At 54.9% G+C, this 26,726-nt stretch carries 23 protein-coding genes and 1 tRNA gene; 7 read left to right on the top strand and 17 right to left on the bottom strand.

Translation table 11 applies throughout. The features are described from left to right. Positions 1-202: 202 nt before the first annotated feature. From V6944_RS04805 to V6944_RS04760, 10 genes are all read right to left on the bottom strand, one after another. On the bottom strand, positions 203-310 hold the full coding sequence (locus V6944_RS04805; protein WP_115073682.1) for a type I toxin-antitoxin system toxin Ldr family protein: 108 nt from the start codon (positions 308-310) through the stop codon (positions 203-205). 401 nt (positions 311-711) lie between these two features. Next, on the bottom strand, positions 712-1,722 hold the full coding sequence (gene dppF, locus V6944_RS04800; RefSeq protein WP_333498095.1) for a dipeptide ABC transporter ATP-binding subunit DppF: 1,011 nt from the start codon (positions 1,720-1,722) through the stop codon (positions 712-714). Next, positions 1,719-2,702 carry a dipeptide ABC transporter ATP-binding protein gene (gene dppD / locus V6944_RS04795; protein WP_185667422.1) on the bottom strand — a complete coding sequence of 328 codons (984 nt, stop codon included), beginning with the start codon at positions 2,700-2,702 and terminating at the stop codon, positions 1,719-1,721. Before dppD ends, dppF begins: the two co-directional genes overlap by 4 nt. A gap of 10 nt (positions 2,703-2,712) precedes the next feature. Beyond that, entirely contained in the window at positions 2,713-3,606 is an 894-nt protein-coding gene (dppC, locus tag V6944_RS04790; RefSeq protein WP_185667423.1) for a dipeptide ABC transporter permease DppC, read from the bottom strand. A gap of 9 nt (positions 3,607-3,615) precedes the next feature. Next, positions 3,616-4,635, bottom strand: a complete 1,020-nt coding sequence (dppB, locus tag V6944_RS04785; protein WP_333495491.1) for a dipeptide ABC transporter permease DppB — start codon at positions 4,633-4,635, stop codon at positions 3,616-3,618. 158 nt (positions 4,636-4,793) lie between these two features. Further along, a complete protein-coding gene (gene dppA / locus V6944_RS04780; protein WP_185667425.1) occupies positions 4,794-6,401 on the bottom strand; it encodes a dipeptide ABC transporter periplasmic-binding protein DppA in 1,608 nt (535 codons plus the stop codon). 613 nt (positions 6,402-7,014) lie between these two features. Beyond that, a tRNA-Pro gene (locus tag V6944_RS04775) sits at positions 7,015-7,091 on the bottom strand. 80 nt (positions 7,092-7,171) lie between these two features. Then, positions 7,172-8,863 (bottom strand): kdo(2)-lipid A phosphoethanolamine 7''-transferase, encoded by a 1,692-nt coding sequence (eptB, locus tag V6944_RS04770; protein WP_333498094.1) that lies wholly within the window; start codon positions 8,861-8,863, stop codon positions 7,172-7,174. 214 nt (positions 8,864-9,077) lie between these two features. Continuing rightward, a complete protein-coding gene (locus V6944_RS04765; protein WP_333498093.1) occupies positions 9,078-10,280 on the bottom strand; it encodes an L-lactate MFS transporter in 1,203 nt (400 codons plus the stop codon). 170 nt (positions 10,281-10,450) lie between these two features. Beyond that, positions 10,451-11,158 carry an autotransporter outer membrane beta-barrel domain-containing protein gene (locus tag V6944_RS04760; RefSeq protein ID WP_333498092.1) on the bottom strand — a complete coding sequence of 236 codons (708 nt, stop codon included), beginning with the start codon at positions 11,156-11,158 and terminating at the stop codon, positions 10,451-10,453. 156 nt (positions 11,159-11,314) lie between these two features. Between V6944_RS04760 and tag the strand changes: the two genes are divergently transcribed. Together tag and V6944_RS04750 are read left to right on the top strand one after the other, a co-directional pair. Continuing rightward, positions 11,315-11,896, top strand: a complete 582-nt coding sequence (tag, locus tag V6944_RS04755; RefSeq protein ID WP_333498091.1) for a DNA-3-methyladenine glycosylase I — start codon at positions 11,315-11,317, stop codon at positions 11,894-11,896. Further along, the gene (locus V6944_RS04750; RefSeq protein WP_333498090.1) at positions 11,874-12,320 is read left to right on the top strand and encodes an N-acetyltransferase; all 447 of its coding nucleotides are present in this window, start codon (positions 11,874-11,876) and stop codon (positions 12,318-12,320) included. Before tag ends, V6944_RS04750 begins: the two co-directional genes overlap by 23 nt. Here V6944_RS04750 and V6944_RS04745 read toward each other — a convergent pair. Next, positions 12,283-14,616: a molybdopterin guanine dinucleotide-containing S/N-oxide reductase gene (locus V6944_RS04745; RefSeq protein WP_333498089.1), complete on the bottom strand. Its 2,334-nt coding sequence runs from the start codon at positions 14,614-14,616 to the stop codon at positions 12,283-12,285. The genes V6944_RS04750 and V6944_RS04745 overlap by 38 nt on opposite strands. Before the next feature lie 166 nt (positions 14,617-14,782). On the opposite strand from V6944_RS04745, the gene V6944_RS04740 reads away from it, so the two are divergent. Continuing rightward, a complete protein-coding gene (locus tag V6944_RS04740) occupies positions 14,783-15,442 on the top strand; it encodes an OmpA family lipoprotein (RefSeq protein WP_035893103.1) in 660 nt (219 codons plus the stop codon). Positions 15,443-15,579: 137 nt separating this feature from the next. Further along, positions 15,580-16,554 carry a glyoxylate/hydroxypyruvate reductase GhrB gene (ghrB, locus tag V6944_RS04735; protein ID WP_333498088.1) on the top strand — a complete coding sequence of 325 codons (975 nt, stop codon included), beginning with the start codon at positions 15,580-15,582 and terminating at the stop codon, positions 16,552-16,554. Between the two features lie 39 nt (positions 16,555-16,593). Here ghrB and V6944_RS04730 read toward each other — a convergent pair whose 3' ends face one another. Continuing rightward, entirely contained in the window at positions 16,594-17,304 is a 711-nt protein-coding gene (locus tag V6944_RS04730) for a DUF3053 domain-containing protein (protein ID WP_185667433.1), read from the bottom strand. A gap of 419 nt (positions 17,305-17,723) precedes the next feature. Between V6944_RS04730 and V6944_RS04725 the strand changes: the two genes are divergently transcribed. Together V6944_RS04725 and cspE are read left to right on the top strand one after the other, a co-directional pair. Beyond that, positions 17,724-19,097, top strand: a complete 1,374-nt coding sequence (locus V6944_RS04725; RefSeq protein ID WP_333498087.1) for an MFS transporter — start codon at positions 17,724-17,726, stop codon at positions 19,095-19,097. A 341-nt stretch (positions 19,098-19,438) separates the two neighbouring features. Then, the gene (gene cspE, locus V6944_RS04720) at positions 19,439-19,651 is read left to right on the top strand and encodes a transcription antiterminator/RNA stability regulator CspE (protein WP_035893107.1); all 213 of its coding nucleotides are present in this window, start codon (positions 19,439-19,441) and stop codon (positions 19,649-19,651) included. A gap of 53 nt (positions 19,652-19,704) precedes the next feature. On the opposite strand, the gene V6944_RS04715 is transcribed toward cspE, so the two are convergent. The 5 genes from V6944_RS04715 to V6944_RS04695 form a co-directional block, all read right to left on the bottom strand. Then, positions 19,705-21,324, bottom strand: coding sequence for an ABC-F family ATP-binding cassette domain-containing protein (locus V6944_RS04715; protein WP_333498086.1), 1,620 nt, complete (start codon positions 21,322-21,324; stop codon positions 19,705-19,707). Between the two features lie 302 nt (positions 21,325-21,626). Next, positions 21,627-21,779: a type I toxin-antitoxin system toxin HokA gene (gene hokA, locus V6944_RS04710; RefSeq protein WP_333498085.1), complete on the bottom strand. Its 153-nt coding sequence runs from the start codon at positions 21,777-21,779 to the stop codon at positions 21,627-21,629. A gap of 329 nt (positions 21,780-22,108) precedes the next feature. Next, a complete protein-coding gene (glyS, locus tag V6944_RS04705; protein ID WP_333498084.1) occupies positions 22,109-24,178 on the bottom strand; it encodes a glycine--tRNA ligase subunit beta in 2,070 nt (689 codons plus the stop codon). Positions 24,179-24,187: 9 nt separating this feature from the next. Then, positions 24,188-25,099 (bottom strand): glycine--tRNA ligase subunit alpha, encoded by a 912-nt coding sequence (gene glyQ, locus V6944_RS04700; protein WP_035893112.1) that lies wholly within the window; start codon positions 25,097-25,099, stop codon positions 24,188-24,190. A 138-nt stretch (positions 25,100-25,237) separates the two neighbouring features. Then, positions 25,238-25,543 carry a YsaB family lipoprotein gene (locus tag V6944_RS04695; protein ID WP_333498083.1) on the bottom strand — a complete coding sequence of 102 codons (306 nt, stop codon included), beginning with the start codon at positions 25,541-25,543 and terminating at the stop codon, positions 25,238-25,240. A gap of 170 nt (positions 25,544-25,713) precedes the next feature. Between V6944_RS04695 and V6944_RS04690 the strand changes: the two genes are divergently transcribed. Beyond that, positions 25,714-26,709, top strand: coding sequence for an acyltransferase (locus V6944_RS04690; RefSeq protein WP_333498082.1), 996 nt, complete (start codon positions 25,714-25,716; stop codon positions 26,707-26,709). Positions 26,710-26,726: the final 17 nt, after the last annotated feature.

The following is a 26,726-nucleotide window of genomic DNA, read 5'->3' as shown; positions in this document are numbered from 1 at the left end:
TCAGAATTGCACTCGAACTGAACGTAGCCCGGCCGAGCACAGCGACGCCGGGTCTGATACCAATATCAGCACCGAGCAGTCCCGGGGCGGCGTAAACGCCTTGCCCGGGCTACAAAAACGAAAAAGGCCGCAGGATTTTACCCCTGCGGCCCGGTTCGGGCGCATGCTGCCACTGCGGCGGACAGACGCCCGTCAGTTGGTATTATTTCCGGTTACGCCACCAGCTCAGAATCGCGCTGGTGATAATTCCCACCGCAATCGGAGCTGCCAGATCGTGCCAGAAAAGCACACCAAGCTCTGCAAGCGTCATGTAGCCGCCTTGGTTGCAATAGCAACAGTTCGCGGCTATTCTCTTGATGTCTGGTCAAGTGATAGCCCCCGTTATGTTGCCGGTTTATACCAAACAACGTGCGGGGGTTTTCTCTTTCCAGCAACCTATGCCGCCGGGGATCAAGCCCCCGCAACATTGCGCCTCACCGGGAATCCCGGCTTGCCGACGATACTACTGTATTCCGCCCTTCAACTCGCCGCACTAACCCCATTTTCAGAATAGCGCCCGCCTCTCGCGTAGCGACGCCGGGAATCGATACCAAGATTAGCACCGAGCAGCCCCGGGGGCGGCGTAAATGCCTTGCCCGGGCTACAAATACAAAAAAGCCGCAGGGTTTTATTTCTGCGGCTCTGTTATAGCTATAGCTGATGAGTATCCTGTTACGCGGTTTTCTCTGGATTCTCATCCTGATCGACCGCGAAGCACGCTACCAGTTGACCACCATACTCTTTCAGCTGCGGCTGCAGCTGGGTGCACTGGCCAAAGCGACGGCGGCAGCGGGCGTTGAAAGCACAGCCCGGCGGTGGATTCAGCGGGCTTGGTAGCTCGCCGGTCAGCTTAATGCGCTCGCGGCGATCGTCCGGATTCAGACGCGGCGTCGCGGAGAGCAGCGCCTGGGTGTACGGGTGACGCGGATTGTTGAAGATCTGGTCCTTCGTCCCTTTCTCCACGCAACGTCCCAGATACATCACCATCACTTCATCGGCAATATGCTCTACGACTGACAGGTCGTGGGAGATAAAGACGTAAGAGAGCCCCAGCTCCTGCTGCAAATCCATCATCAGGTTCAGCACCTGCGCGCGCACGGAAACGTCAAGCGCAGAGACCGGTTCGTCGGCAATCACTACGTCCGGGTCAAGCATCAAACCACGGGCGATTGCAATACGCTGACGCTGGCCGCCGGAGAACATGTGCGGATAGCGGTCATAGTGCTCGGTTTTCAAGCCCACTTTCGCCATCATCGCCAACGCTTTGTCGCGACGCTGCTCTTTGCTGAGCGAGGTATTAATCTGCAGCGGCTCTTCCAGAATTTGTCCCACTTTTTTACGCGGGTTCAGAGAACCATACGGGTTCTGGAACACAATCTGAATTTTCTGCCGACGCAGCTTCTGCGCGTGCGGATCATGTTTGAGCAGATCCTGCCCCTGATAGTAAAGCTCACCGCCGCTCGGCGTTTCGATCATCGTCAGCAGACGGCCCAGCGTCGATTTACCGCAGCCGGATTCCCCGACCACCGCCAGCGTTTTGCCGCGCTCCAGGGTAAATGACACGCCGTCCAGCGCTTTCACCAGGCGTTCCGGGGCGAACATCCCCTTCTTTACCGGATAGTGTTTTTTCAGGTCAATTGCCTGCAGCAGCGGCTGCTGCGAGGTGGCCTCGTGCGTACTCATAGTGTGGGCCTCCCGGCATCATCGAGTGGGTAGTGACATTTCGACTGGCGAGCACCATCAACGGTATTCAGCTCAGGCTCTACGCTGCGGCATTTATCCGTCGCATACGGGCAACGCGGGTTCAGCAGGCAGCCGTTCGGGCGGTCGTATTTGCCCGGTACCACGCCCGGCAGCGAAGCCAGACGCGCTTTATCCTGAGCAAACTCCGGCAACGCGCGCAACAGCGCCTGGGTGTACGGATGACGTGGGGCGCGGAAGATATCGCCCGCAGCGCCCGTTTCCACTACCTGACCGGCGTACATCACGATGATTTTGTGCGCAGCTTCGGCCACCAGCGCCAGATCGTGCGTGATCAGGATCAGCGCCATGTTCTCTTTCTGCTGAAGCTCCAGCAGCAGTTCGATGATCTGCGCCTGAATGGTTACATCCAGTGCAGTCGTTGGTTCATCGGCAATCAGCAGTTTCGGACGACAGGCAATCGCCATGGCGATCATCACGCGCTGGCTCATCCCACCGGAAAGCTGGTGCGGATACACGTCCAGACGCGAAGCCGGGTCAGGGATCCCCACCTGATTTAACAGGTCGATGGCTCGCTGACGGCGGGTGCTCTTGTTGCCGCCCTGATGCACCTTAATCGCTTCCATAATCTGGAAGCCGACGGTATAGCACGGGTTAAGGCTGGTCATCGGGTCCTGGAAGATCATCGCCACTTCGGCGCCCACCAGATTGCGACGCTCTTTCTCAGAAATACGCTTCAGATCCTGGCCGTTAAACAGCAGGCTTTCCGCCATCACGCGGCCGGGATAATCAATCAGCCCCATAATCGCCAGCGAGCTAACGGATTTACCCGAGCCGGATTCGCCGACGATGCCAACCACTTCACCCTGATTTACGCTGTAGCTCACGCGGTCTACGGCTTTGAACGGTGTGCCTTCGTCGCCGAAGTGCACCGATAATTTATCTACATTTAATAACGCCATCTCGGTCCCCTTACTGCTTCAGTTTGGGATCGAGCGCGTCACGCAGACCGTCACCCATCAGGTTAAACGCCAGTACCGTCAGCAAAATTGCCAGCCCTGGGAAGGTCACAACCCACCAGGCGCTTTGCGCAAATTGCAGTACGTCAGAGAGCATGGTGCCCCACTCCGGCGTAGGCGGCTGTGCGCCCATCCCCAGGAAGCCAAGGGCAGCCATATCGAGAATGGCGTTAGAGAAACCGAGCGATGCCTGAACAATCAGCGGCGCAAGGCAGTTAGGGAAGATATTGACGAACATCTGGCGCATCGCCCCGGCACCCGCCACGCGGGAAGCGGTAACGTAGTCGCGGTTCACCTCCACCAGTACGGCGGCACGGGTTAAACGGACGTAGTGCGGCAAGGCGACAAAGGTCAGCGCCAGCGCGGCGTTGCCGATCGACGGGCCGAAGATAGCCACCAGCACCAGTGCCAGCAGCAGGCTTGGCAAGGCCAGCATAATATCGACGACGCGCATGATGATGTTATCGACGAGGCCGCCGAAGTAACCAGCAACCAGCCCCAGCACAATGCCCATTACCAGCGACAGCACAACGACCAGACAGCCGACCAGCAGCGACAAGCGCGCACCGTACATCAGACGGGACAGCACATCGCGGCCCACATCATCGGTACCAAACAGATGTGCCCAGGTGCCACCTTCCTGCCATGCCGGCGGCGCGAGCAGCGTATCGCGGAACTGATCGGCCGGGTTGTACGGCGCAATCCAGTTGGCGAAGATAGCGATAAACAGCACGATAACCACGTAAACCAGGCCGACAACCGCGCCTTTATTGCGCTTAAAGTAGTGCCAGAATTCCTGGAACGGGGTCATCGGCACCGGTGCTTTATTCTCAGTAACTTGTGACATGATGGCCCCTTACTTCTTATGACGAATGCGCGGGTTCACCACGCCGTACAGCAGGTCAACCAGCAGGTTGACGAGGATAATCATCGTCGCCACCAGCAGCACCCCACCCTGCACTACCGGATAGTCACGGCGTTGCAGCGCGTCAATCAGCCAGCGTCCGAGACCCGGCCAGGAGAAGATGGTTTCCGTCAGAATCGCACCCGCCAGCAGCGTCCCCACCTGCAGGCCGATAACGGTCACCACCGGCAGCATGGCGTTACGCAGGGCGTGAACAATGATGACACGCATGCGGGTTAACCCCTTGGCACGCGCGGTACGGATATAGTCTTCACCCAGCACTTCCAGCATGGAGGAACGGGTCATACGCACGATCACCGCCAGCGGAATAGTCCCGAGCACAATGGCCGGCAAAATCATGTGCGCCAGCGCATCGATAAAGTTGCCCGGGTCGCCCCAGATGGCGGTATCAATCAGCATAAAGCCGGTCAGCGGGTTGGAGTCGTCAAGGAACACCATATCGCTGACGCGTCCGGAGACCGGCGTCAGGTTCCAGTGCACCGACACCAGCATGATAAGCATCATGCCCCACCAGAAAATCGGCATGGAGTAGCCGGTCAGCGCCAGGCCAACGGCGGTATGATCGAAGATGGAACCGCGTTTAACCGCGGCCAGCACGCCCACCGGGATGCCCACGGCGATGGCGAAAATCATGGCGCAGATACCGAGCTCCAGCGTCGCTTTAAAACGCGGCACGAACTCGTCCCACACCGGGAGTCGGCTTTTCAATGAAATACCTAAGTCGCCGTGCAGTACGCCCCAGATATAGTGGAGGTACTGTTGCCACATTGGCTTATCCAGGCCGAGTTCAGCCAGAAGCTGGGCATGGCGCTCAGGGGAAATACCACGCTCGCCCGCCATAATCATCACCGGATCGCCGGGGATCATATGCACGAAGGCAAACGTGAGGAGGGTGATACCGATAAACGTCGGGATCACCAGACCCAAGCGTTTGAGGATGAACTGCAACATAACCCTGATTCTCTCTAATGACGGCCCGCCTGGTCACAGGTCGTCTGTATTGCTCACAAATCTGCCACCTTCTTAATGCGAAAGGCGCAGATACGGCGCAGCTTCCCACCCCAAGGGGGGCAGGAAGCGTTGCGCTGCCGGTTAAGGCATCGTCTTTATTATTCGATAGATACGTTGTCGAAGTGGTGCTTACCTAATGGGTCAACCACGTAGCCTTTGACTTCTTTACGCACCGGCTCGTATACGGTGGAGTGAGCGATGATCAGCGCTGGAGCCTGATCGTGCATTACCACCTGAGCCTGTTTGTACAGTTCAACGCGTTTGTTGTGGTCATCGGTAGCACGTGCCGGTTGAATCAGATCTTCAAACGGCTTGTAGCACCAGCGAGAGTAGTTGGAACCGTCTTTCGCCGCCGCGCAGCTAAACAGCGTCGCGAAGAAGTTATCCGGATCCCCGTTGTCGCCGGTCCAGCCCATCATCACAGCCTGGTGCTCACCGGCTTTCGCACGCTTGAGGTACTCGCCCCACTCGTAGGTCACGATTTTGGCCTGTACGCCGATCTTCGCCCAGTCAGCCTGAATCATCTCAGCCATACGGCGAGCGTTCGGGTTATATGGACGCTGTACCGGCATCGCCCACAGCTCAACGGTGAAGCCTTTATCCTGGCCCGCTTCTTTCAGCAGCGCCTTGGCTTTTTCCGGATCGTAGCTGTAGTCTTTGACGTCGTCGTTATAGCCCCACATGGTTGGCGGGATCAGGTTCTTAGCCGCAACGCCTGCACCCTGATAAACAGCTTTGATGATCGCTTCTTTGTTGACCGCGTAGGTCAGCGCCTGACGCACTTTCACGTCATCAAACGGTTTTTTCTCGGTGTTGAAGGAGAGGTAACCCACGTTCAGGCCAGCCTGTTCCATCAGGTTGATGCTCTTGTCTTCTTTCATGCGCGCGATGTCAGCCGGGTTCGGGTACGGCATAACCTGGCACTCATTCTTCTGCAGCTTGGCGTAACGCACGGAAGCGTCAGGCGTGATGGAGAAGACCAGGCGATCGATCTGCGGCTTGGTGCCCCAGTAGCCCGGGAAGGCTTTGTACAGAATACGGGAGTCTTTCTGGTACTGAACCAGCTGGAAAGGACCAGTACCGATTGGGTTCAGGTCGACTTTCTCCGGCGTGCCGGCTTTCAGCATGTTGTCAGCATATTCTTTTGACAGAATAGACGCGAAGTCCATCGCCAGGTCGGCCAGGAACGGCGCTTCCGGGCGAGTCAGCACGAACTGAACGGTATGATCGTCGACTTTTTTCACTTCGCTAATCAGGTCTTGCAGGCCCATGCCTTCAAAGTATTCATAGCTGCCGCCAGAGACTTTGTGGTACGGGTTCTGCGCGTTTTTCTGACGGTCGAAGGAGAAGACGATATCGTCGGCGTTCACGTCACGCGTTGGTTTGAAATCTTTATTATCCTGCCACTTCACGCCCTGACGCAGGTGGAAGGTGTAGGTTTTGCCGTCCGGGCTGATGTCCCACTTCTCAGCCAGACCTGGAATCACTTCCGTGGTACCGGTTTTGAATTCAACCAGACGGTTATAGATGGGTACGGAGCTGGCATCATAGGTGGTACCAGACGTAAAGAGCTGTGGGTTAAAGCCTTCCGGCGAGCCTTCTGAACAATAAACCAGGGTTTTTGCCTGTACGCTGGCTGCAACGGTCATAGCGACCAGGCTGAGACCCAGCTTCAGCATCCCTGACTTCTTCAAGGAAATACTCATTATTCTGCTCCAATGTGATATGTGTTGTTTTTACCCTTTGCATTGGGTTACACCGCCTGACCTTATTTATTTTTGAACCGGCTGGGTCGATGCATATAGAGGCGAGGGATTCCTTTCACTGGAACATCTGAGTTGCAGTGCGGATTCTCCATGAAATGCCCCTCATGCCCTACAATCTGTCAACAGAATGTGAAAACGTCAATACAGTTAACCGGGATTTGTATTGAAGGTGAGAATGGATGGGCAAAGATTAAAAAAACCCCGAAGCACTATTTTCAGCAGAGAAATTTGTGCTATGGCCAAGAAGGCAGAGTAATCCACTTAATACTTTGCAACATTCAGCGATTAACATTTAGCCGTTATGTGAAAAATTTATTTCGATATGATGATAATCTGAGCGATTAATGCCGCGAACGTTAAAACGCACAGCGGAAAATGCTGAGCTTAGTCATAAGCAGCGAAAAAAAAGATTCGTCTATGCATACGAAAATACAATGGAATATGTCACAAAATTGTGAACAGATAGGGGAAGTGTTTGTATTGGGAGAGGGTGCGTAATGGCTACCTGCCGTTATAACGCAAAAAGCCTGCTCGTTGAGCAGGCTTTCCAAACTGGTCGGTGATAGAGGATTTGAACCTCCGACCCCTTCGTCCCGAACGAAGTGCGCTACCAGGCTGCGCCAATCACCGTACGCAGCAGATCTTACTGCTGCGTTTTTTGGTCGTCAATCCCTTATTAAAACCATGCCTTTTGTTCGGTGAAGAACGCCTCACTGCGCCGTTTTTGGGGTTTCCGGCACGTGGCACCAGTTGTTGTACTCATTGATACCGCCGTCTGGTGAGGTGTAACCCAGACAGCCCATGATCGTATCGTACAGCTCCACGTGACGCTTCGGCTGCTTCATCGCCGCCTGCTGCTGCAGGTAAGCGAACGACTTCGCATGGTCCGGATTTTGCAGATATTTATCGGACATCCAGACCATCATCGGCACGCGGAACTGCTCTGGCGGCGCCATCTTACGCGGCGTACCGTGCAGGCGTTCGTGTTCGTTAATCGACTCGCCGTGATCCGCAGCAAAGAAAACAATCGCCTTCTTATCGCGCAGCTGATCAAATACGTTTACCAGGAAATGATCGATATAGGTAATCGAGTTGTCGTAAGAGTTAATCAGCTCCGCCTTGCTGCACTTGTCGTCCACATTTACGCACTCTGGCTGCCACTGTGCAAAGTTGCGCGGGTAGCGCTGGGTGTAGTTAAAGTGCGAGCCTTTGGTATGGATGATAATGAGGTGTTTGCCCTTCTCGCTTTGACGGGCGAGCACGTTTTGCAGCTCGTCGGCCAGCAGCATATCGTCCACGCTCTTGCCACGGTTACGCGGCTCTGCGCCAATCTGCTCGCGATACGCAATGTTATTTGCCATTGTGTTGCTGTAGAACCACAGCTCACTCTGCATCGCCAGCAGGTCGCCGGTGAAGCCCAATTGATGCAGCACTGCAAAAACGTTCTGCTCTTTCAGCGTGCGCTGCGGGTTATCGCTTGCTCCGCCCTGGCGGACAAACATACAACGCAGCGAAAGCTTGGTGGCGGTATCACAGGAGTAACCGCGGAACGCGACCAGGTTTTTCTCTTTTGCCAGCCCCGGCGTGGTATTACGCTCATAGCCAAACAGGCCCATATGGTCCCAACGGGTCGTTTCGCCGATGATAAATACCATATAGGTGTCATCGATATCCTTTGGCGCTACATAGGTGAATTCCTTCGTCGGGTTCAACAGCTCGCGAGTACTGGTGGACTCGTCAACCTGCGTCCAGCCGTAAAGACCCAGTGCCGCCACCCAATTGCTAGGCAGGTAGGAGTTCGCCAGGACGCCACCATAGCTCGGCAGATCCACCTGCGACAGCCGCTCGGTCGCCTTCAGATGCACTTCCATCAGACGGATTGGCCCCCACACCAGCAGCGCCGACAGCAGCACAATGGCGATACCACGGATGCGCTGCCCCGGCGTACGCAGCTGATAAAGCAGCGTATCGCGCGCCTGGTTAATCCAGATAAAGGCCAGAGGCAGGATGCTGGTCAGCACCAGCCAACTGATAAAGTGCCAGCCCACCACCTCTTTCGAAAGATCGACATCGGTGGTCATGACCGAAGCCACAATGCCATAGCCAATCACGACGTTCAGGTTGGTCATGTAATAGCTGGCACCAGCAGAAATCAGCACCACCAGCGATGCCAGTACCTTCCACAACCGACGGCCGCCAATAGAAAGCACACGGAATAAGAAGAAGGTCACCAGCAGCGTACCGACAAGCTCAATAACGATGAACAGACCTTTCTCGAAACTGAAGTCCTGCAAATACCCCTCAAACCGACGGGACAATACGGAGAAGTTCATAAACCAACCGATGTACACCGCCAGCAGAACACTCAGTGTTTGCTGGGACATCGCTTTTATATATCGCATTCAAAAAAACCCTGGAAAAAAGGGAAAAAGAAAAACTGGTGCCAAATCACATTATTAGCGGACCAATTAATATATGCGTTATGCCATTAAAGGCATCACATGCAAGCGCGGTAAGTAGACAACAAGAAAGGGGAAAAGTATGCGGAGAGAATGTGATCTGACCAAATATTTACAATATATTTGGTCAGAATCAACTTAAGAGGAAAGGTAATAATTAAGCGTGAGCTTCCTGCAGTACTTCTGTTTTTGGCTGACGAATCGTCGTGGACAGTGCCAGGGAGAGAATCAGCAGCGCAAAGATGACGCAGAAGGTGACGTAGAACCCACCGAACATCGACGCAATCAGTGAACCGCAGATACTACCGATACCGAAACCGAGGTAAATCACGCCGTAGTTTTTCGCCAGGTTATTCAGACCAAAGAATTCGCTGACCAGTGACGGGAAGACAGTGATAGTGCCGCCAAAGTTAAAGGCCACACAGGCAATCGCCGCAAAGAAGGTCACTTCATTCAGCGGAGCGAACAGCAGCGCCGCCATACCCACCAACGAGATAACCTGACCAATGGTGATAACGCGGATACGCGCAATTTTATCGGACAGGATACCGAGCACCAGACGGCCGCCCAGGTTAGCGATGGAGATAACGGTTACGGCGTTCGCTGCGGTTGCCAGATCCAGATGCACCATGCCCTGCGCGATATCTTTCGCCACACCGATAACGTACAGGCCACTCATGCAGGCGGTCAGGAACATCACGGCAAGCATCCAGTACTGCGGTTTACGCATGGATTCTGCCAGAGTGAAATCGTTGGCGACAACGCCGTTGGTGGTCGTCACTTTCTGGTTCGGCGCATCAGTCATCAACATGGAACCGAGGACAATCATCACCAGTACGATAGCGCCCCAGATCATGAAGGTTTTTTCCAGACCTACCGTTGCCAGCAGTTGGCTATCGATGAATTTAAAACCAAGGCTACCTAAACCATATGAACCAATCGCGAAGGCGGAGATCAGGCCTTTACGTTCCGGGAACCATTTCACGCAGTTGGATAGCGTCAGCAAATAGCCCGCACCGTCCGCCAGACCAACAATAACGCCTGCGCTCAGCCACAGCATCATCAGATTGTTCGCATGAGCAGTCATGAAGAAGCCAATACCCAACAGAATACCGGAAGCCATCGTGACGCGTTTTACGCCGAAGCGTTCCTGTAATTTACCAGCTACGGAAGAAGAGAGCGCCAGACCTAAACTTAATAAACCGAAGGAGAACGCCACCTGGCTAACGGATGCATCCAGCTTAGTGGACAATGCGCTGTTAAACAGGCTCCAGGTATAAACGGAACCTAATGCGAATTGGGTAATAATGGTGCCGAATAATGTCAGCCAGCGGGTATGATTTTTGGTTGCAGCGTTCATGATGATGATGCCTTCTTAAATTAACTGCTGCCAACGATAACGAAGTTAGCATTTTTGCGGGTTTTAAAAGGCATGAAGTGCATTCAGGGCGGAATGAAATGCATCAGCGGCGGAATGAATGGCATTGCCAAAAATCACCTGCCGCTGAATTTCTCAAAAAATATCGGAGATCAGAAGCGCGCGCTCACGCCCATCATGTAGGAGTAGTTGGTGCCAGCAGACATGTTATCGGCCTGCGAGAGTGCGGCATAGGCGGCGAGATGTGAATTTAATAACATATCAGCCCCCAAAGTCACATCGACCCAGTTGCCATCCTGCGTTGCAGTTGGTGTACGGTTAAGCCCGGACTGCGCCTTCCACTGGTTTTCGCCAAACTGCTGATTGTAGCTCACCTGTGCCCACGGGCGGACGCCTAACCACGGATGAGAATCAACGCGCCAGCCCAGCGTACTCACGCTGGCGTGCCACAGCGCGTCGGACTGCGCAACGCTGTTCACCGTATCGCCGAATTCGTTCCACATGTAGCCCGGCGAACCGTCATAGTGCCAGGCGGCAACCGGCCCCATCGTCATGCTCTCCGTGAGCGGGAAATTCCAGCCAATGCTCATGGTTTTGGTCGCATCCAGCGGCGTGTTATCCGGCAAATTCATATTCATTCCGGCCCCCGCCTGCAGCGCTTCAATGCGCTCGGCAAGGATGTCGTCATAACGCGGTTGGTGATCGCTATCCCATGTATAGCGCTCGGCAGTATTACTTTGCCCATCAGACACGATATATTCCTGTTGCCAGGCATTTGCATGTGGCGAAAGTAACATCCACACCAAGCCCGATGCCGGTACAACATATCGCCAAAGGCCATTGCATTTCTTATTAATCATTAATTGACTCCACTAAAGAGCCAGATTCGGCAATTATTGTTATGTTTTTAGGGAGTAGTTCCCTGTACTAACTATTGCTATTTTCTTATCAGCGTCAAGTGAAGCGCAGGGTTTTATTATCAGGCGTGATCCATCAACAAAAACAGGGAGAATCAGATGCAACGCTGCGGTTGGGTAAGTCAGGATCCGCTGTACATCGCGTATCACGACACTGAATGGGGCGTGCCCCAAAGGGATAACCAGAAGCTGTTTGAAATGATCTGTCTGGAAGGACAGCAGGCCGGGCTCTCCTGGATTACGGTGCTGAAAAAACGCGAAAACTATCGCCACGCGTTCCACCACTTTGACCCGGTAAAGGTCGCTGCGATGACCGAAGCAGACGTGGAGCGATTGGTGTTGGATGCCGGTATCATACGCCATCGCGGAAAAATTCAGGCCATTATCGGCAATGCTCGCGCTTTCCTGGCGATGGCAGCCAACGGCGAAGCGTTTAACGATTTTGTCTGGTCGTTTGTTGATGGCGTTCCGATCGTCACCCAGGCTGCAGAACTGAGCGACATCGCCACCTCAACACCAGCCTCTGATGCACTATCTAAGGCGCTGAAAAAACGCGGCTTTAAGTTTGTTGGCACCACGATTTGTTATTCCTTTATGCAGGCCTGTGGGCTGGTCAACGACCACGTCACCCACTGCATCTGCCATCCTGGAGTGCAGCATGATAAGAAAATGGAACACTAACCAGTTTGACCCACTGCTGGAGCTCTGGCTGGAAAGCACGACCTACGCACACCCGTTTATCGCCGCCCAGTACTGGCAGGAGAGTCTGCCCATCGTGCGCGACACCTACCTTCCGGCGGCAGAAACCTGGATCTTTGAGGATGAACAACGGCTACAGGGTTTTGTCAGCGTGATTGAAGCAAGATTCGTCGGTGCGCTGTTTGTCGCGCCGACGCTGCTCCACCACGGAATCGGCAGCGCGCTGCTGAGCGTGGTGAAACAGCACTTCTCCGAGCTCAGCCTGGAGGTATATCAGAAAAACAGCCGGGCGGTGAATTTCTACCACACGCAGGGGTTTCGCATTCAGGATAGCGCGTGGCAGGACGAGACTCAGCACCCTACCTGGATTATGCATTGGCAGGCGGATCAAACGCCGTTAGCGTAAGCGCTGGCCCCGCATATTTTTCGACCCAGGCCAGCGCCGTATTCCCCGCGCACCCGTTCCCCAGCCGCGAGCTGGGGATATCTTTGGTGAGGACATTCACCGCCCCATTTTTACAGATGCCATCCGCCTGAAGATCTAAATCCGGCCACGCCCCTTCGTGCAGGCAGATAACCCCGGGCTTGATGTCTTCACTCACCACCGCTCCCGCCAGCACCTGACCGCGATGGTTCCAGATGCGCACCAGATCGCCATCGTTTATCTGCCGCGCCTGCGCATCCTGCGGGTGCAGCGTTAACGGCTCGCGCCCGGCGACCGCATAGCGCTCACGCAGCGTCGTATGGTTGAGCTGGCTGTGCAGGCGATGCGCCGGATGCGCGGACAATAGTTGAAGCTGTCCCGGTTGCGCATTGCCGTGCCACTCGTCAGGTTCCAGCCACATTGGATGCGGCGGGCAGTCAGGATACTGGAAGCTGGCAATACGCTCGGAGTAGATCTCAATCTTGCCGCTTGGTGTTTTCAGCGGGTTGGCCAGCGGGTCAGCGCGAAACGCGCCAAATCGCACGAAGGCAGCGTTCTGTTCGCTCTCCGGCATCTCGATAAATTCGTTGGCCTGCCAGAAGTCGGCAAACGGTGGCAGCGTCACCTGCTGGCTGGCTCCGCGCTCCCCAGCAATATGGTAGAAGGTTTCCAGCCATTGAAGATCGCTTTTCCCTTCGGTAAAGCGCGCGTGCCCGCCGATTTCCCAGCGCTCACTGAGGTCGGCAAACACCTCAAAATCATCGCGCGCTTCATCACGCGGCATCACCACTCGCTTCATCGGCACCAGATGCTGATTACTGTAATCACCGGTCATGGTGAGGTCGTTACGCTCAAACGAGGTCGTCGCGGGCAGTACGATATCGGCGTGGCGAGCCGCTGCCGTCCAGTTACATTCGGAAATCACCACCAGCTCCGGTTTTTGCCAGGCGCGAATCAACCGGTTGGTATCCTGATGATGGGTAAAGTTGGCCCCGCCCGCCCACCAGACGAAGCGAATATCCGGGAAGTGGCGATCCAGCCCGTTATGCTGATACGGCGCTCCAGGGTTTTCCAGCGCCTCGACGATACGCGCCACCGGGATTTTATCGACGGCATCAACACCGCCTTTCACCGTGCCCTGCATTGACGCCAGCACCGCCGCGCGACGGGTTGGATTACCGCCGTTCGCAAAGTGGTAAGAGAGGCCAAAGCCGCCGCCCGGCGTACCAATCTGCCCCAGCATGGCGGCGAGCGTCACCAGCATCCAGTGCTTCTGTTCGCCGAACTGCTGACGCTGCATCCCCCACCCGGACATTAACATGGTGGTATTTTTACGGAAAATATCGGCTAGATCGCGAATTTTATCTGCGCTAACGCCACAAATCGCTGCAGCCCATTCAGCGGACTTCACCTCACCATCATGTTTACCCAGCAGGTAATCGGCAAATGTCGGGAACCCGGTGGTGCAGCGCGATAAAAAGTCGGTATCGTGCCAACTATTGCTCAAAAGCGTATGGGCGATACCCAGCATCAGCGCCACGTCCGTGCCCATATGTGGCGCAATCCACTCCATCGATTCACCGAAAAAGGCGACGGTTTCCGATCGCATCGGATCGATACAGATCAGGCGTTTACCGCTTTTTCGCAGCTGTTCAAAATAGGGCAATCCCTGCTCATCGGAAGCGTTCCAGGCAATTTTCAGCGTATTCATTGGGTTGGCGCTCCACAGCACCACCACGTCGGCGTGCTCCAGCACCATCGGCCAGCTGGTCTGCTGCTGATAGACCTCGTTACCGCCCACCACGTGCGGCATGATCGCCTGCGCCGCGCCGGTAGAGTAATCGCCCAGATGCCCCGTATAACCGCCCGCCAGGCTCATATAGCGCTGAAGCAGCGTCGCCGCTTTGTGCAATACGCCGTTTGAACGCCAGCCGTACGACCCCGCAAAAATGGACGACGGCCCATAGCTTTCACGAATACGTCGGTGCTGCTGGTCAATCAGCGTCAGCGCCTCGTCCCAACTCACCCGCACAAATTCATCCTGCCCACGCACGCCTTGAGGGCGACTCGGCGATGCCAGAAAACCTTTACGCACCATCGGGTAGCGTACGCGCGTTTTACTGTGCACCTGATCGCGGACCACGCTTTGCAGGGAATTGGTGAACGACGTTTCCAGCGCACCGCGCGAAGAGAGCACACGCTCGCCGTCGGTTTCAACCCACATGGGGCCCCAGTGGGCGGCAGTCAGGATAGTTTTCGTGGTCGATGAATGTGGCAAAGCGGGCTCCCGGATAGCTGATGCAGGTGGTTCGGCGACGTTTTGTTCATCGCTCAATGTTTTTTACAAAAAGACAAAATCTTCCGGGAATTTTCCCCGGTTTTGCACGTCATAATCAACCGCCACACCTGCCGTGGCAAAGAATAAAAAGGATTAAGGAAATAAGATGAAAAAACGCATGCTCATGATTGCGGCCCTGGTTAGCGGCGCTCTGGCCGTTTCCGGCTGTACCACCAACCCGTATACCGGTGAACAAGAAGCCAGCAAAACCGGCATTGGTGCAGGCCTCGGTACACTCGTGGGCGCGGGTATCGGCGCGCTGGCCTCCTCTAAACACGATCGCGGTAAAGGGGCGTTAATTGGCGCAGCGGCCGGTGCAGCCGTTGGCGGCGGCGTGGGCTACTACATGGATGCCCAGGAAGCCAAACTGCGTCAGAAAATGCAGGGAACCGGCGTAAGCGTCACACGTAACGGCAACAATATCGTGCTGAACATGCCAAACAACGTCACCTTCGACAGCTCCTCTTCCACTCTGAAGCCCGCAGGGGCTAACACCCTGACCGGCGTGGCAATGGTGCTGAAAGAGTATGAAAAAACGGCGGTGAACGTGGTCGGCTACACCGATAGCACCGGCAGCCAGCAGTTGAACATGACGCTGTCGCAGCAGCGCGCTGACTCCGTAGCCAGTTCACTGATTACCCAGGGCGTGGCCGCTGCCCGCATCCGGACTTCCGGTATGGGCCCGGCGAATCCTATCGCCAGCAACAGCACCGCGGAAGGCAAAGCGCAGAACCGTCGCGTAGAAATCACCTTAAGCCCGCAGTAACACCCTGACCGGACAGGGCGCTTTCCCTGTCCGGTTTCTTCCCACCCCATTTTCTGGACTGGTACTTTTCGCCCCGCTGTGGGATTGTTAAGCCTGCTAACGATCAACACTTCCCTCTTCAACCCATGGAGATACCCATGAAGCCGTCCGTTATTCTCTACAAAGCCCTGCCTGACGATTTGTTGCAACGCCTGAACGATCATTTCACCATCACCCGCGTACCCAACCTGCACCCAGAGACCGTGCAACAGCACGCCGAGGCGTTCGCCAATGCTGAAGGGCTGTTGGGCTCCAGTGAAACCGTTGATACTGCTTTGTTAGAGAAGATGCCGAAGCTGCGCGCCACCTCCACCATCTCCGTGGGCTATGACAATTTCGATGTCGATGCGCTGAACGCTCGCCGCGTCCTGCTGATGCACACGCCGACGGTGCTAACCGAAACCGTGGCCGATACGCTGATGACGCTGGTGTTAAGCTCCGCCCGCCGCGTGGTGGAAGTCGCCGAGCGCGTCAAAGCGGGCGAGTGGAAACAGGGCATCGGCCCGGATTGGTTCGGCATCGACGTACACCACAAGACATTGGGGATTGTCGGGATGGGACGTATTGGTATGGCCCTCGCCCAGCGCGCGCATTTCGGTTTCAACATGCCGATTCTCTACAATGCACGACGCCACCATCCGCAGGCGGAAGAGCGCTTTAACGCCCGCTACTGTGATTTAAATACGCTGCTGGAAGAGGCTGATTTTGTCTGCCTGATCCTGCCGCTAAGTGAAGAGACGCACCACCTGTTCGGCGCCGAGCAGTTTGCCCGTATGAAATCTTCCGCCATCTTTATCAACGCCGGCCGTGGCCCGGTAGTGGACGAGCAGGCGCTGATTGCCGCGCTGCAAAACGGTGAGATCCACGCCGCCGGGCTGGACGTGTTTGAGCAGGAGCCGCTGCCGGTAGACTCCCCGCTACTGACGTTGCCTAACGTGGTGGCGCTGCCGCATATCGGTTCCGCGACGCATGAAACCCGCTACAACATGGCGGCCTGTGCGGTGGATAACCTGATTGATGCATTGCAGGGGAACGTGGAGAAGAACTGCGTAAACCCACAGGTTGCGGGCTAAAGCGACGCTGCCCGGCATCGCGCCGGGCAGTCATAATGCTTATCGGGTGGCGTTAACCGCTGCGGTCCACGCCTGGCTAAACGCCTGGTGCTGTGCCGCCAGCGGGCCAATCAGCGAGTTGTACTGACTTGCCTGCTGCGAAGTTGGGAACTGGATACCATTCGCCACAAAGCTCACCTGAGTACCCTGCTGCGCAACAAAATCACCCACCTGCACCAGCTGCTGAGTGAACACCTGCGCGGCTGGGATCAGCGGCTGCAGCGCATCGGACGGGCCGGTCACCACTTTGCTGTACACCTGATCAAACACCGGCTTCAGGTCATCGGCCTGTTTCAGCGCAGCATGCGCGGCATCAGCCTGCATTTTCGCATTCTGCAGCTGTTGGCTCAGCACGCCCAGTGAACCGTTAGCCTGACGCAGCGGCTCGCGCTGAGTCATGTAATCTTGCGGCACGCGAATCGCATTAACGCTATCAACAACCGGACGCAAGCCTGCATCCATCGCCTGGCTTACCTGCTGTGAGTAGCCGTAAATAACGGCGTAGTCGGAAACAAAAGGCCCGAACTGTTTTTTCTGGTCAGCGGTCAGCGTCGGCAGGCGTTCACCGCCACGCATTACGGTATTCTGTAGGAAATCGACGAATGCTTTACGCTGATCGCCTTCCTTATCAAAACACCCACTCAGGCTAACCACCATTAATAACGCCGCAACAGGCGCAAACCAGCGAGAGCAGGACTTTCCTGTCGCCATTTTCTTACTCCTTCAGCCAAAAAAAGCGCAAACCGGCACACACGTGCCTAACGGTGACAAGGATAGTCCAGAGCCGCGCCGCAAGATACCTTTTTCATACGTTCTCCGATGGTTACCGCAAAATGTTAACAAGCTGTTGCATTCATCACATTTATCATCGCGAGAACCCGGTACAAAAACAGGAGTAAGACCATGATATATCGCTATTTTTCATTTATAAATTAGCCAATTCACCACGGATAGCGCGATAATCGCACACTTCCTGACCACGGCGGATTGTTGTCCTGCGGCATAAGTGATTTTATTTAACGAACGATTAACGACAAAACGTTCGATAATCGCCCAAATACCTCAATACCGACGAAGAAGATAAGCGTTGTAAAAACCACTTCTTCGCACCGATTAGCAGGAATTACCGCATGACAACACAGACAACAACGGATATTCAGGCTTTTATCAACCGCCACCCCTTCTCAAAGTACCAGTGGATGATTCTGGCGCTGTGCTTTGTGACCGTGGCGATGGACGGCTTTGATACCGCCATTATCGGCTTCATTGCATCCGACCTGGTTCAGGAATGGGGCGTGCAGAAATCTGACCTCGGCCCGGTAATGAGCGCCGCGTTGGTTGGCCTTGCCGTTGGCGCGCTGACCGCGGGACCGATGGCTGACCGCATTGGCCGCAAAAAGGTGCTGGTACTGTCGATTCTGGTCTTTGGCGGCTTCAGCCTGATTACCGCCTTCGCCACCTCGCTGACGCAGCTGACGGTTTTGCGCTTTTTAACCGGCTTAGGGCTTGGTGCCGCCATGCCAAATGCCGCGACGCTAATGAGTGAATACGCGCCAGAACGCCGCCGCGCGCTGCTGGTGAACCTGATGTTCGTCGGCTTCCCGATTGGTTCATCAATGGGCGGCTTCATCTCCGCATGGATGATCCCGCATTATGGCTGGCAGAGCGTGCTGGTGTTGGGCGGCGTGATGCCGCTGGCACTGGCGATCGCGTTAATTTTCCTGTTGCCGGAGTCGGCCCGCTACCTCGCCGTTAAAAACCGCTCTCAGCAGCAGATTGCCAACATTCTGCGCCATATTGCCGCGCTGCCAGAGAATACCCACTTTGTCCTGCAGGAGGCGGGGCAGGTCAAAGAGCAGTCGGCGCTAGGGGTGATTTTCTCGCCGCGCTACCTGGTCGGAACCATCATGCTGTGCCTGACCTACTTTATGGGCCTGCTTATCTTCTACCTGCTGACGAGTTGGCTGCCGCTGCTGATCCGTGAGACCGGCGCGACGTTGAGTCAGGCTTCTATCATCACCGCGCTGTTCCCGCTCGGTGGGGGCATTGGTGTGCTGGTTCTGGGCGCGCTGATGGACAAAATTAACCCGAACAAAGTGGTGGCGGTAGGCTACCTGCTAACCGGCGTCTTTGTCTGCCTGGTGGGCTTCTCAACCAGCAACCTGGTGCTGATGGGCGTGATGGTGTTTATCGCGGGGACGATTATGAACGGCGCGCAGTCCTCAATGCCAGCGCTGGCGGCCGGCTTTTATCCAACCCAGGGCCGTGCAACTGGCGTGGCCTGGATGCTGGGTCTGGGACGCTTCGGCGGGATCCTCGGCGCTTTCAGCGGCGCTTTCCTGATGCAGGCGGAGCTGTCGTTTAAGACGATTTTTGCCCTGCTGGCGATTCCAGCAGTACTGTCTGCCATCGCATTGATGGTGAAGTACGCGGCCGGTAAAAACCAGCAGAATCAAGGCAACAACACAGCGGCAGCGCTGCCTGAATCGGCACAAAAGGTTTGATATTTGGCCCCGGCAGTGCGCTGTCGGGGCCAAATAAACGTTTTTTTACAAACCACTCACAAGTAAAGTAATCATTATTTATCAAGTAATTATGATCACATGCCAATCCTAAAACCCCAGGGGCTTTATAATTTATCCGTAGATAACGTTTGCTTTTGCGATAAGAAGTATGCGTTAATACATCCAAGGTTTGACATACAGACCACAAAGCAGTTGAGTAAAGCAGTTCCCTTCAAGGTTATCCATTGGTACCCCTCGTAGTGACATTTCCTTTACGCTTTAAATTCTGTAAAGCATGCCATATCGCCGAAAGGCTCAATTAATTTTTAAAGGTAATTTCTATGTCCGGTAAAATGACTGGTATCGTAAAATGGTTCAACGCTGATAAAGGTTTCGGCTTCATCACTCCTGACGATGGTTCTAAAGACGTGTTCGTACACTTCTCTGCTATCCAGAACGATGGCTACAAATCTCTGGACGAAGGTCAGAAAGTTTCCTTCACCATCGAGAATGGCGCTAAAGGCCCAGCAGCTGGCAACGTAACTTCCCTGTAAGTTAACGCCGCTAAGAATTGAAAATCCCTGCCTTATGGCGGGGATTTTTTTATCTATAACGCGGTAAAATGCCACCCCGACTCGCGCCACTCCAGCGCATGCGTCAGTTTCAACCCCTGTAAGAACGCCTCATCGTGAGACACCACCAGCATCGCCCCCGGAAAATCAGCCAGCGCCGCCTCAATGGCCTGAACCGATGCCAGATCGAGATGGTTGGTCGGCTCATCCAGCAATAAGAGCTGCGTCGACTCTCGTCGCCACAGTACGCAGGCCAGCGCCGCCTTTAACCGTTCGCCACCGCTGAGCGCTGATAACGGCAAGTTCACTTTATCCGCCCCAAGCTGCAACTGCGCCAGCCGGGTACGCAGTGCCCCTTCCTCCAGCGGCGTATCGCCCGCGCGAAGATGGTCCATTACCGATAACGATAAGTCGAACTGGCTAAGATGCTGATCCAGCCAGGCAGCCGCGACCGATAGCTGGCAGTGTCCGGCCAGAGGCGTTTCAAGCCCAACTAGCGTTTTAAGCAACGTCGTTTTTCCGCAGCCGTTGGGGCCACGCAGCGCCACCCGCATCGGGCCGTCCATGCGCCAGTCGAGAGCAGGATGTGCCTGATGTGCCAGCTGTAGCGCCTCCAGCACCAGAACCTGCTTACCGCAGGGCACCACGCTACCGGGCAGAGTAAACATCACGGGCATATCCTCTTCCACCCGCTCCCGTGCCTGCTTCACCGCACTGTCCAATCCCCCCTGCTGCTCACGATGCTGGCGCAACAGGGTGCCAGGCCGCTCTCTTGCCGCCCCTTTGTACTTCACCCGTTCAAACGAGGCGATATTGAGAGAATCGACGGTGCGCAGCGTTTTAGCTGAACGCCTCTGGCAGTCATCATGCTCTTTGTGCTGCCTGGCACGCGTGCGACGGCGTTCAGTGGCGGCATGATCGAGTGCGGCTCGCGCCGCCTGCTGTTCCGCATCACGCTGCTGTTGATAGTGCTCGTAGCTGCCACCATAGCTGCGTAGCGCCGCTGGCGTCAGCTCAAGAATTCGCGGCATCCGCGCCAGCAGTTCCCGGTCGTGGCTCGCGACAAGCGCCCCGCCCTGCCAAACATCAAGCTGTCGATAGAACCACTCGCGCCCTGAGCGGTCCAGATGGTTGGTAGGTTCATCAAGCAGCAGAAAATAGGCACCTGAGGTGAACGCGGCGCAAAGCAGCGCTTTCACCCGTTCGCCGCCGCTTAAGGAGCTGGCCAGCCTTAGCGGGCTAAACTCCCCCAACCCTGCCCCCTGAAAAGCGACATGGAGGCGGTCCGGTAGATCCCAGAAACCGTCCAGCATCTCGATATCGTCATCGTAGGGCTGGCCTTGCTCGAGACGCCGCAGCGCGGCGAAAATTGCGTCATAGCCCAGCAGCTCAGCTAGCGTGGTTTCCGCTGAGGCCGCATGCTGTTGAGCGACATAGGCACAGGATACAAAACGTTCGATATGTCCGTCTGAGGGGGCATCGACGCCAGCCAACAGGCGCAGCAGTCGGGATTTGCCCACACCGTTGCGCCCAACAAGGCCACAGCGTGAACGTTCCAGCGATAAATTAAGCGGACCAAAAAGAGTATCACCCGTCGCAAACTGGCAGGTAACCTGATGTAAAATAAAAGAAGGGGATTGCGCACAATGGGCCATAAGCACTCCTGAATGAAATCAATAGTTCCCCTGCTTGCGGCAAGCGCCCAGCAAGGATTCGAATTCAGCAGGTGTGTTTGTCCATTTTCAGTGTGCCTCAGTGAGACGAGGGATTCGTCGCGGCAAAGCATAAACGCATTGCGCCTGCCATTTCAAGGTTCTTTTTTGCACAATTTTCATATCCATAAAAAAAGGCCTTCCGCTAACGGAAAACCTTAATATTATTTTGGTAAATAAAATAGGGTGCATTGAGCCTGCATAACGCCGCAATAGCGGCGGGGAATATTCCCCGCCGTACGCCCTTACTGTCTAATATCGCAGGCTAAAGATGCCGCTAATTCATTGTTTCCTTGCTTAATATGCAATTCACATAATGAATCACGAACCATCCAGGTAAATAATAGAATAGTGAGACATATCACTATCAAACTATACAACATAGATTTTTGCGGCATCCTTGGCCTCCTGTGTTGATTTTCAACAAGTAAGAGGCTAACCTTATGGTGTTCATGCATAGAGTTGGCCTCACTTTGATTTATTATCAGGTGGGGCTTTTCTCTGTCTGCCATCGGGCGAATACCTGAGAAAAACAGTCTCAAGCACCCGCAGTCATTCTACCTTAAATATCACACCATCTTATTTTGATATATTCCTAAAATATTTCTCAGTCATGAACACCTATAAGCACATACATTAATATCTAAATTATTAATGGTTCTGGTAATAAAATTTAAGACATAAAAAAACCCGCCCGAGAGCAGGTTTCTAATTATTAGCGAACTGATTACTGCAGTAGAGAAATATCCGCTACCTGCAGGAACAGATCGCGCAGTTTAGACAGCAGCGTCAGACGGTTCACGCGCACGTTCTGGTCTTCAGCATTAACCATCACGTTCTCGAAGAACTCATCCACCGGCTCACGCAGGGAGGCCAGTTCAACCAATGCTTCCTGATAACGACCTTCTGCAAAGTACGGCTGCAGCTTATCGCGCAGCACAACCAGGTTGCCCGCCAGCTTGATTTCCGCCGCTTCTTTCAGCACGGAAGCGTGAACGATATCGTTCAACGTCTCATCAGATTTCGCCAGGATGTTGGATACACGCTTGTTAGCCGCAGCCAGTGCAGACGCTTCTTCCAGCGTGCGGAAGTGGGACACTGCTTTCATACGCGCATCGAAATCTGCCGGGCGAGTCGGACGACGTGCCAGCACGGCCTGGATGGTGTCAACGGTGTAGCCTTCGTCCTGATACCAGGCGCGGAAACGACCAAGCATGAAGTCGATAACTTCATCCACCACTTTCGCGTTGGTCAGCTTGTCACCGTACAGACGCACCGCTTCTTCGTTGAGGGTCTGCAGATCCAGCGGCAGGTTCTTCTCAACGATGATACGCAACACGCCCAGCGCGGCACGACGCAGCGCAAACGGGTCTTTATCGCCTTTCGGATGCTGACCAATACCGAAGATCCCCGCCAGGGTGTCCATCTTGTCAGCAATCGCCAGTGCGCAAGCAACCGGGTTAGACGGCAGGTCATCACCGGCAAAGCGCGGCTGATACTGCTCGTTCAGCGCGACGGCAACGTCTTCCGCTTCGCCATCGTGGCGCGCGTAGTGCATGCCCATCACGCCCTGGGTGTCGGTGAACTCGAAGACCATGTTGGTCATCAGGTCACACTTGGACAGCAGGCCCGCACGGGTAGCGTGGTTGACGTCAGCGCCAATCTGGCCCGCGATCCAGCCGGCCAGCGCCTGAATACGATCAGTCTTATCGCGCAGCGTACCCAGTTGCTGTTGGAACAGCACGGTTTGCAGGCGCGGCAGATGATCTTCCAGACGTTTTTTACGATCAGAATTGAAGAAGAACTCTGCATCAGCCAGACGTGGACGAACCACTTTCTCGTTACCGGAGATAATCTGCTGCGGGTCTTTCGACTCGATGTTCGCCACGAAGATGAAGTTTGGCAGCAGCTTGCCCGCGTTGTCGTAAACCGGGAAGTACTTTTGGTCACCCTTCATGGTGTAAACCAGCGCTTCAGCCGGTACCGCGAGGAATTTCTCTTCGAACTTCGCGGTCAGCACCACCGGCCATTCCACCAGTGAGGTGACTTCTTCCAGCAGGCTTTCGCTGAGATCCGCGTTGCCGCCAATCTTACGCGCCGCTTCTTCAGCATCAGCTTTAATTTTGGCTTTACGCATTTCGTAGTCAGCCATCACCATGCCGCGTTCCAGCAGAATCTGCGGGTACTGGTCGGCATTGTCGATGGTGAACTCAGGCTCGCCCATAAAGCGGTGACCGCGGATGATGCGATCGGACTGCACACCGAGGATCGTTGCCGGAACGACTTTATCACCCAGCAGCAGGGTCACGGTGTGAACCGGACGCACGAAGTGGACGTCAGACGCCCCCCAGCGCATCAGCTTAGGAATTGGCAGCTTAGCCAGCGAGTTAGCAATCATGTTCGGCAGCAGCGCTTCGGTGCTTTCACCTTTCACGTGCGCGCGATACAGCAGCCATTCGCCTTTATCGGTGGTCAGACGCTCAGCCTGATCGACAGTAATACCGCAGCCACGCGCCCAGCCTTCAGCCGCTTTGCTTGGTTTACCTTCCGCGTCAAACGCCTGGGCAATCGCCGGGCCGCGTTTCTCAACTTCGCGATCCGCTTGCGCAGCCGCCAGATTTGCCACTTTCAGCGCCAGACGGCGAGGGGCAGCAAACCATTCAACGTTACCGTGCGCGAGACCTGCGTTATCCAGCTCTGCCGTGACGTTCGCAGCAAAGGATTCAGCCAGGTTGCGCAGCGCTTTTGGTGGCAGCTCTTCAGTGCCGATTTCCACCAGAAAAGTATTTTCAGACATGGCCGCCTCTTATTTATTCTTGTTGCACATCGGGAAGCCGAGGGCTTCACGGGAAGCATAGTAAGCTTCTGCCACTGCTTTGGTCAGGGTGCGAATGCGCAGGATATAGCGCTGACGCTCGGTGACGGAGATGGCTTTACGCGCATCCAGCAGGTTAAAGCTATGGGCGGCCTTCAAAATACGCTCGTAAGCAGGCAGCGGCAGCGGAGTTTCCAGCGCCAGCAACTGCTGCGCTTCTTTCTCGTACTGCTCGAAGCAGGTGAACAGGAAGTCCACGTCCGCGTATTCAAAGTTGTAGGTGGACTGCTCCACTTCGTTCTGATGGAACACGTCGCCGTAGGTAGTTTTACCCAGCGGGCCGTCGCTCCAGACCAGGTCGTAAACGCTGTCTACGCCCTGAATGTACATCGCCAGACGTTCCAGACCGTAGGTGATCTCGCCGGTGATTGGCTTACATTCCAGACCGCCAACCTGCTGGAAGTAAGTGAACTGGGTCACTTCCATGCCGTTCAGCCACACTTCCCAACCCAGACCCCAGGCACCCAGCGTTGGGTTTTCCCAGTTGTCTTCCACGAAACGAATGTCGTGAATGGTCGGGTCCATACCCAGCTCTTTCAGCGATCCGAGGTACAGCTCCTGGATATTGTCCGGAGACGGTTTAATCACTACCTGGAACTGATAGTAGTGCTGTAAACGGTTCGGGTTCTCGCCATAACGGCCATCGGTTGGGCGACGGGAAGGCTGCACGTAGGCAGTTGCCATTGGTTCTGGCCCCAACGCACGCAGGCTAGTCATCGGGTGTGAGGTGCCGGCGCCAACTTCCATGTCCAGTGGTTGAACAATGGTGCAGCCCTGACGAGCCCAGTAATCCTGTAAGGTCAGGATCAGGCCCTGGAAGGTCCTGGTATCAAACTTTTGCATATGATTTCGTGCTGGATACGTGTGGATTTAAAGGAAGGAGTCAGTATACCCGCTGGCTGCGAGATATACAGTATGAAACGAGGTTGTTTAGACTAAATTGGGAAAAACAGGCCGGTTTTTGCCGCGAACCGCCCTGTTTTAGCTCATGGAGAGATGTAAAAATCGGCCATCGGCATCGAAAGAGCAGACAAAACTTTCATTTCGCATGGTATAGCCACGCAGTTCGTAGCTGCCCTGAAAACGTTCAAACCCGGTGACGTCGATTTTCTGTGCCGCGGTGTTATAACGCTCTGCCGCGTTGTCTTTGCACAGTTGTTCCATAGAGAGCGAACGCTCGGAATTCACCCGTGCGCTTTGGGATTTTTGCACCACCGGCGGCTCAGCCGATGAGCATCCTGCAAGCAGCATAAGCGCCAGCAGAACAGGAAGAGATTTCATCATCATTATTTATCTTACCGGGCTGTTATTTTAGGCTTTACCCCTTTCTTACCACCGCATTGTGCGAAGATTGCTACACCATCACAAGCGCGGGGCGAGAAACTCGGAATTATCCAGTGAGATAGCGCGCACTGGGGCGAGTCTGACCTTATTTATAGCGGAAAAATAGGTATCTGATGCAAGCAAAGATTAGCTGGATTGAGAACTTACGCGGAATTGCCTGCCTGATGGTGGTGATGATCCATACCACGACCTGGTATATCACCCACCCGCACGACGTGAGTCCACTAAGCTGGGACTTTGCCAACGTCTTAAACTCCGCATCCCGCGTCAGCGTGCCGCTCTTTTTTATGATTTCCGGCTACCTGTTTTTCGGCCCACGCAGCGCACAGCCGCGCCATTTTCTCCGCATTGCACTCTGCCTGCTGTTCTATAGCGCTATCGCGCTGCTGTTTATCGCCTCTTTTACCCATATCAGCGTTGAAGCCTCGCTGAAGCATCTGCTGCAAAAACCGGTGTTCTATCACCTGTGGTTTTTCTTCGCCATCATCGTCATTTACCTGGTTTCGCCGCTGATTGAGGTCAAAACCATTAGCGGCAAAATGCTGCTAGCGTTGATGGTGATGATTGGCCTGGTCGCAAACCCTAATACCGTTTCGCTAAGCACTCACGGTGTTGAATGGTTGCCGGTCAATCTGTACATCAACGGCGATACGTTTTATTACGTTATTTACGGGCTACTTGGCCGCGCTATCGGCATGATGGAAACCGATAAAAAAGGCCTGTCCTGGTGCTGCTCGCTGCTGTTTGCTGCCTCCGTATGGGTTATCTCACGGGGTACGCTGCACGAACTGCAGTGGCGCGGCAACTTCGCCGACACCTGGTACGTCTACTGCGGCCCGATGGTCTTTATCTGCGCCGCATCGCTGCTGACGTTAGTTAAAAACACCCTGAACGCGCGCGTCCTTCCGGGGCTAGGGTTCATTTCAAAACATTCTCTGGGTATTTATGGCTTTCACGCGCTGATCATTTATGCCTTACGTACCGGCGGTCTGGAATTAAAACGCTGGCCTGCTCTGGATATTCTCTGGATTTTCACCGCAACGCTTGCCGGGAGCCTGCTGCTTTCAATGATGCTACAGCGTGTTGATACCCGTAGGCTGGTCAGCTAGACCAATAACGCCCGGTA

The sequence above is a fragment of the Kluyvera sp. CHPC 1.2972 genome, from assembly GCF_036759925.1.
GTDB lineage: Bacteria > Pseudomonadota > Gammaproteobacteria > Enterobacterales > Enterobacteriaceae > Kluyvera.
This window is presented reverse-complemented; position numbering and strand designations above follow the sequence as displayed.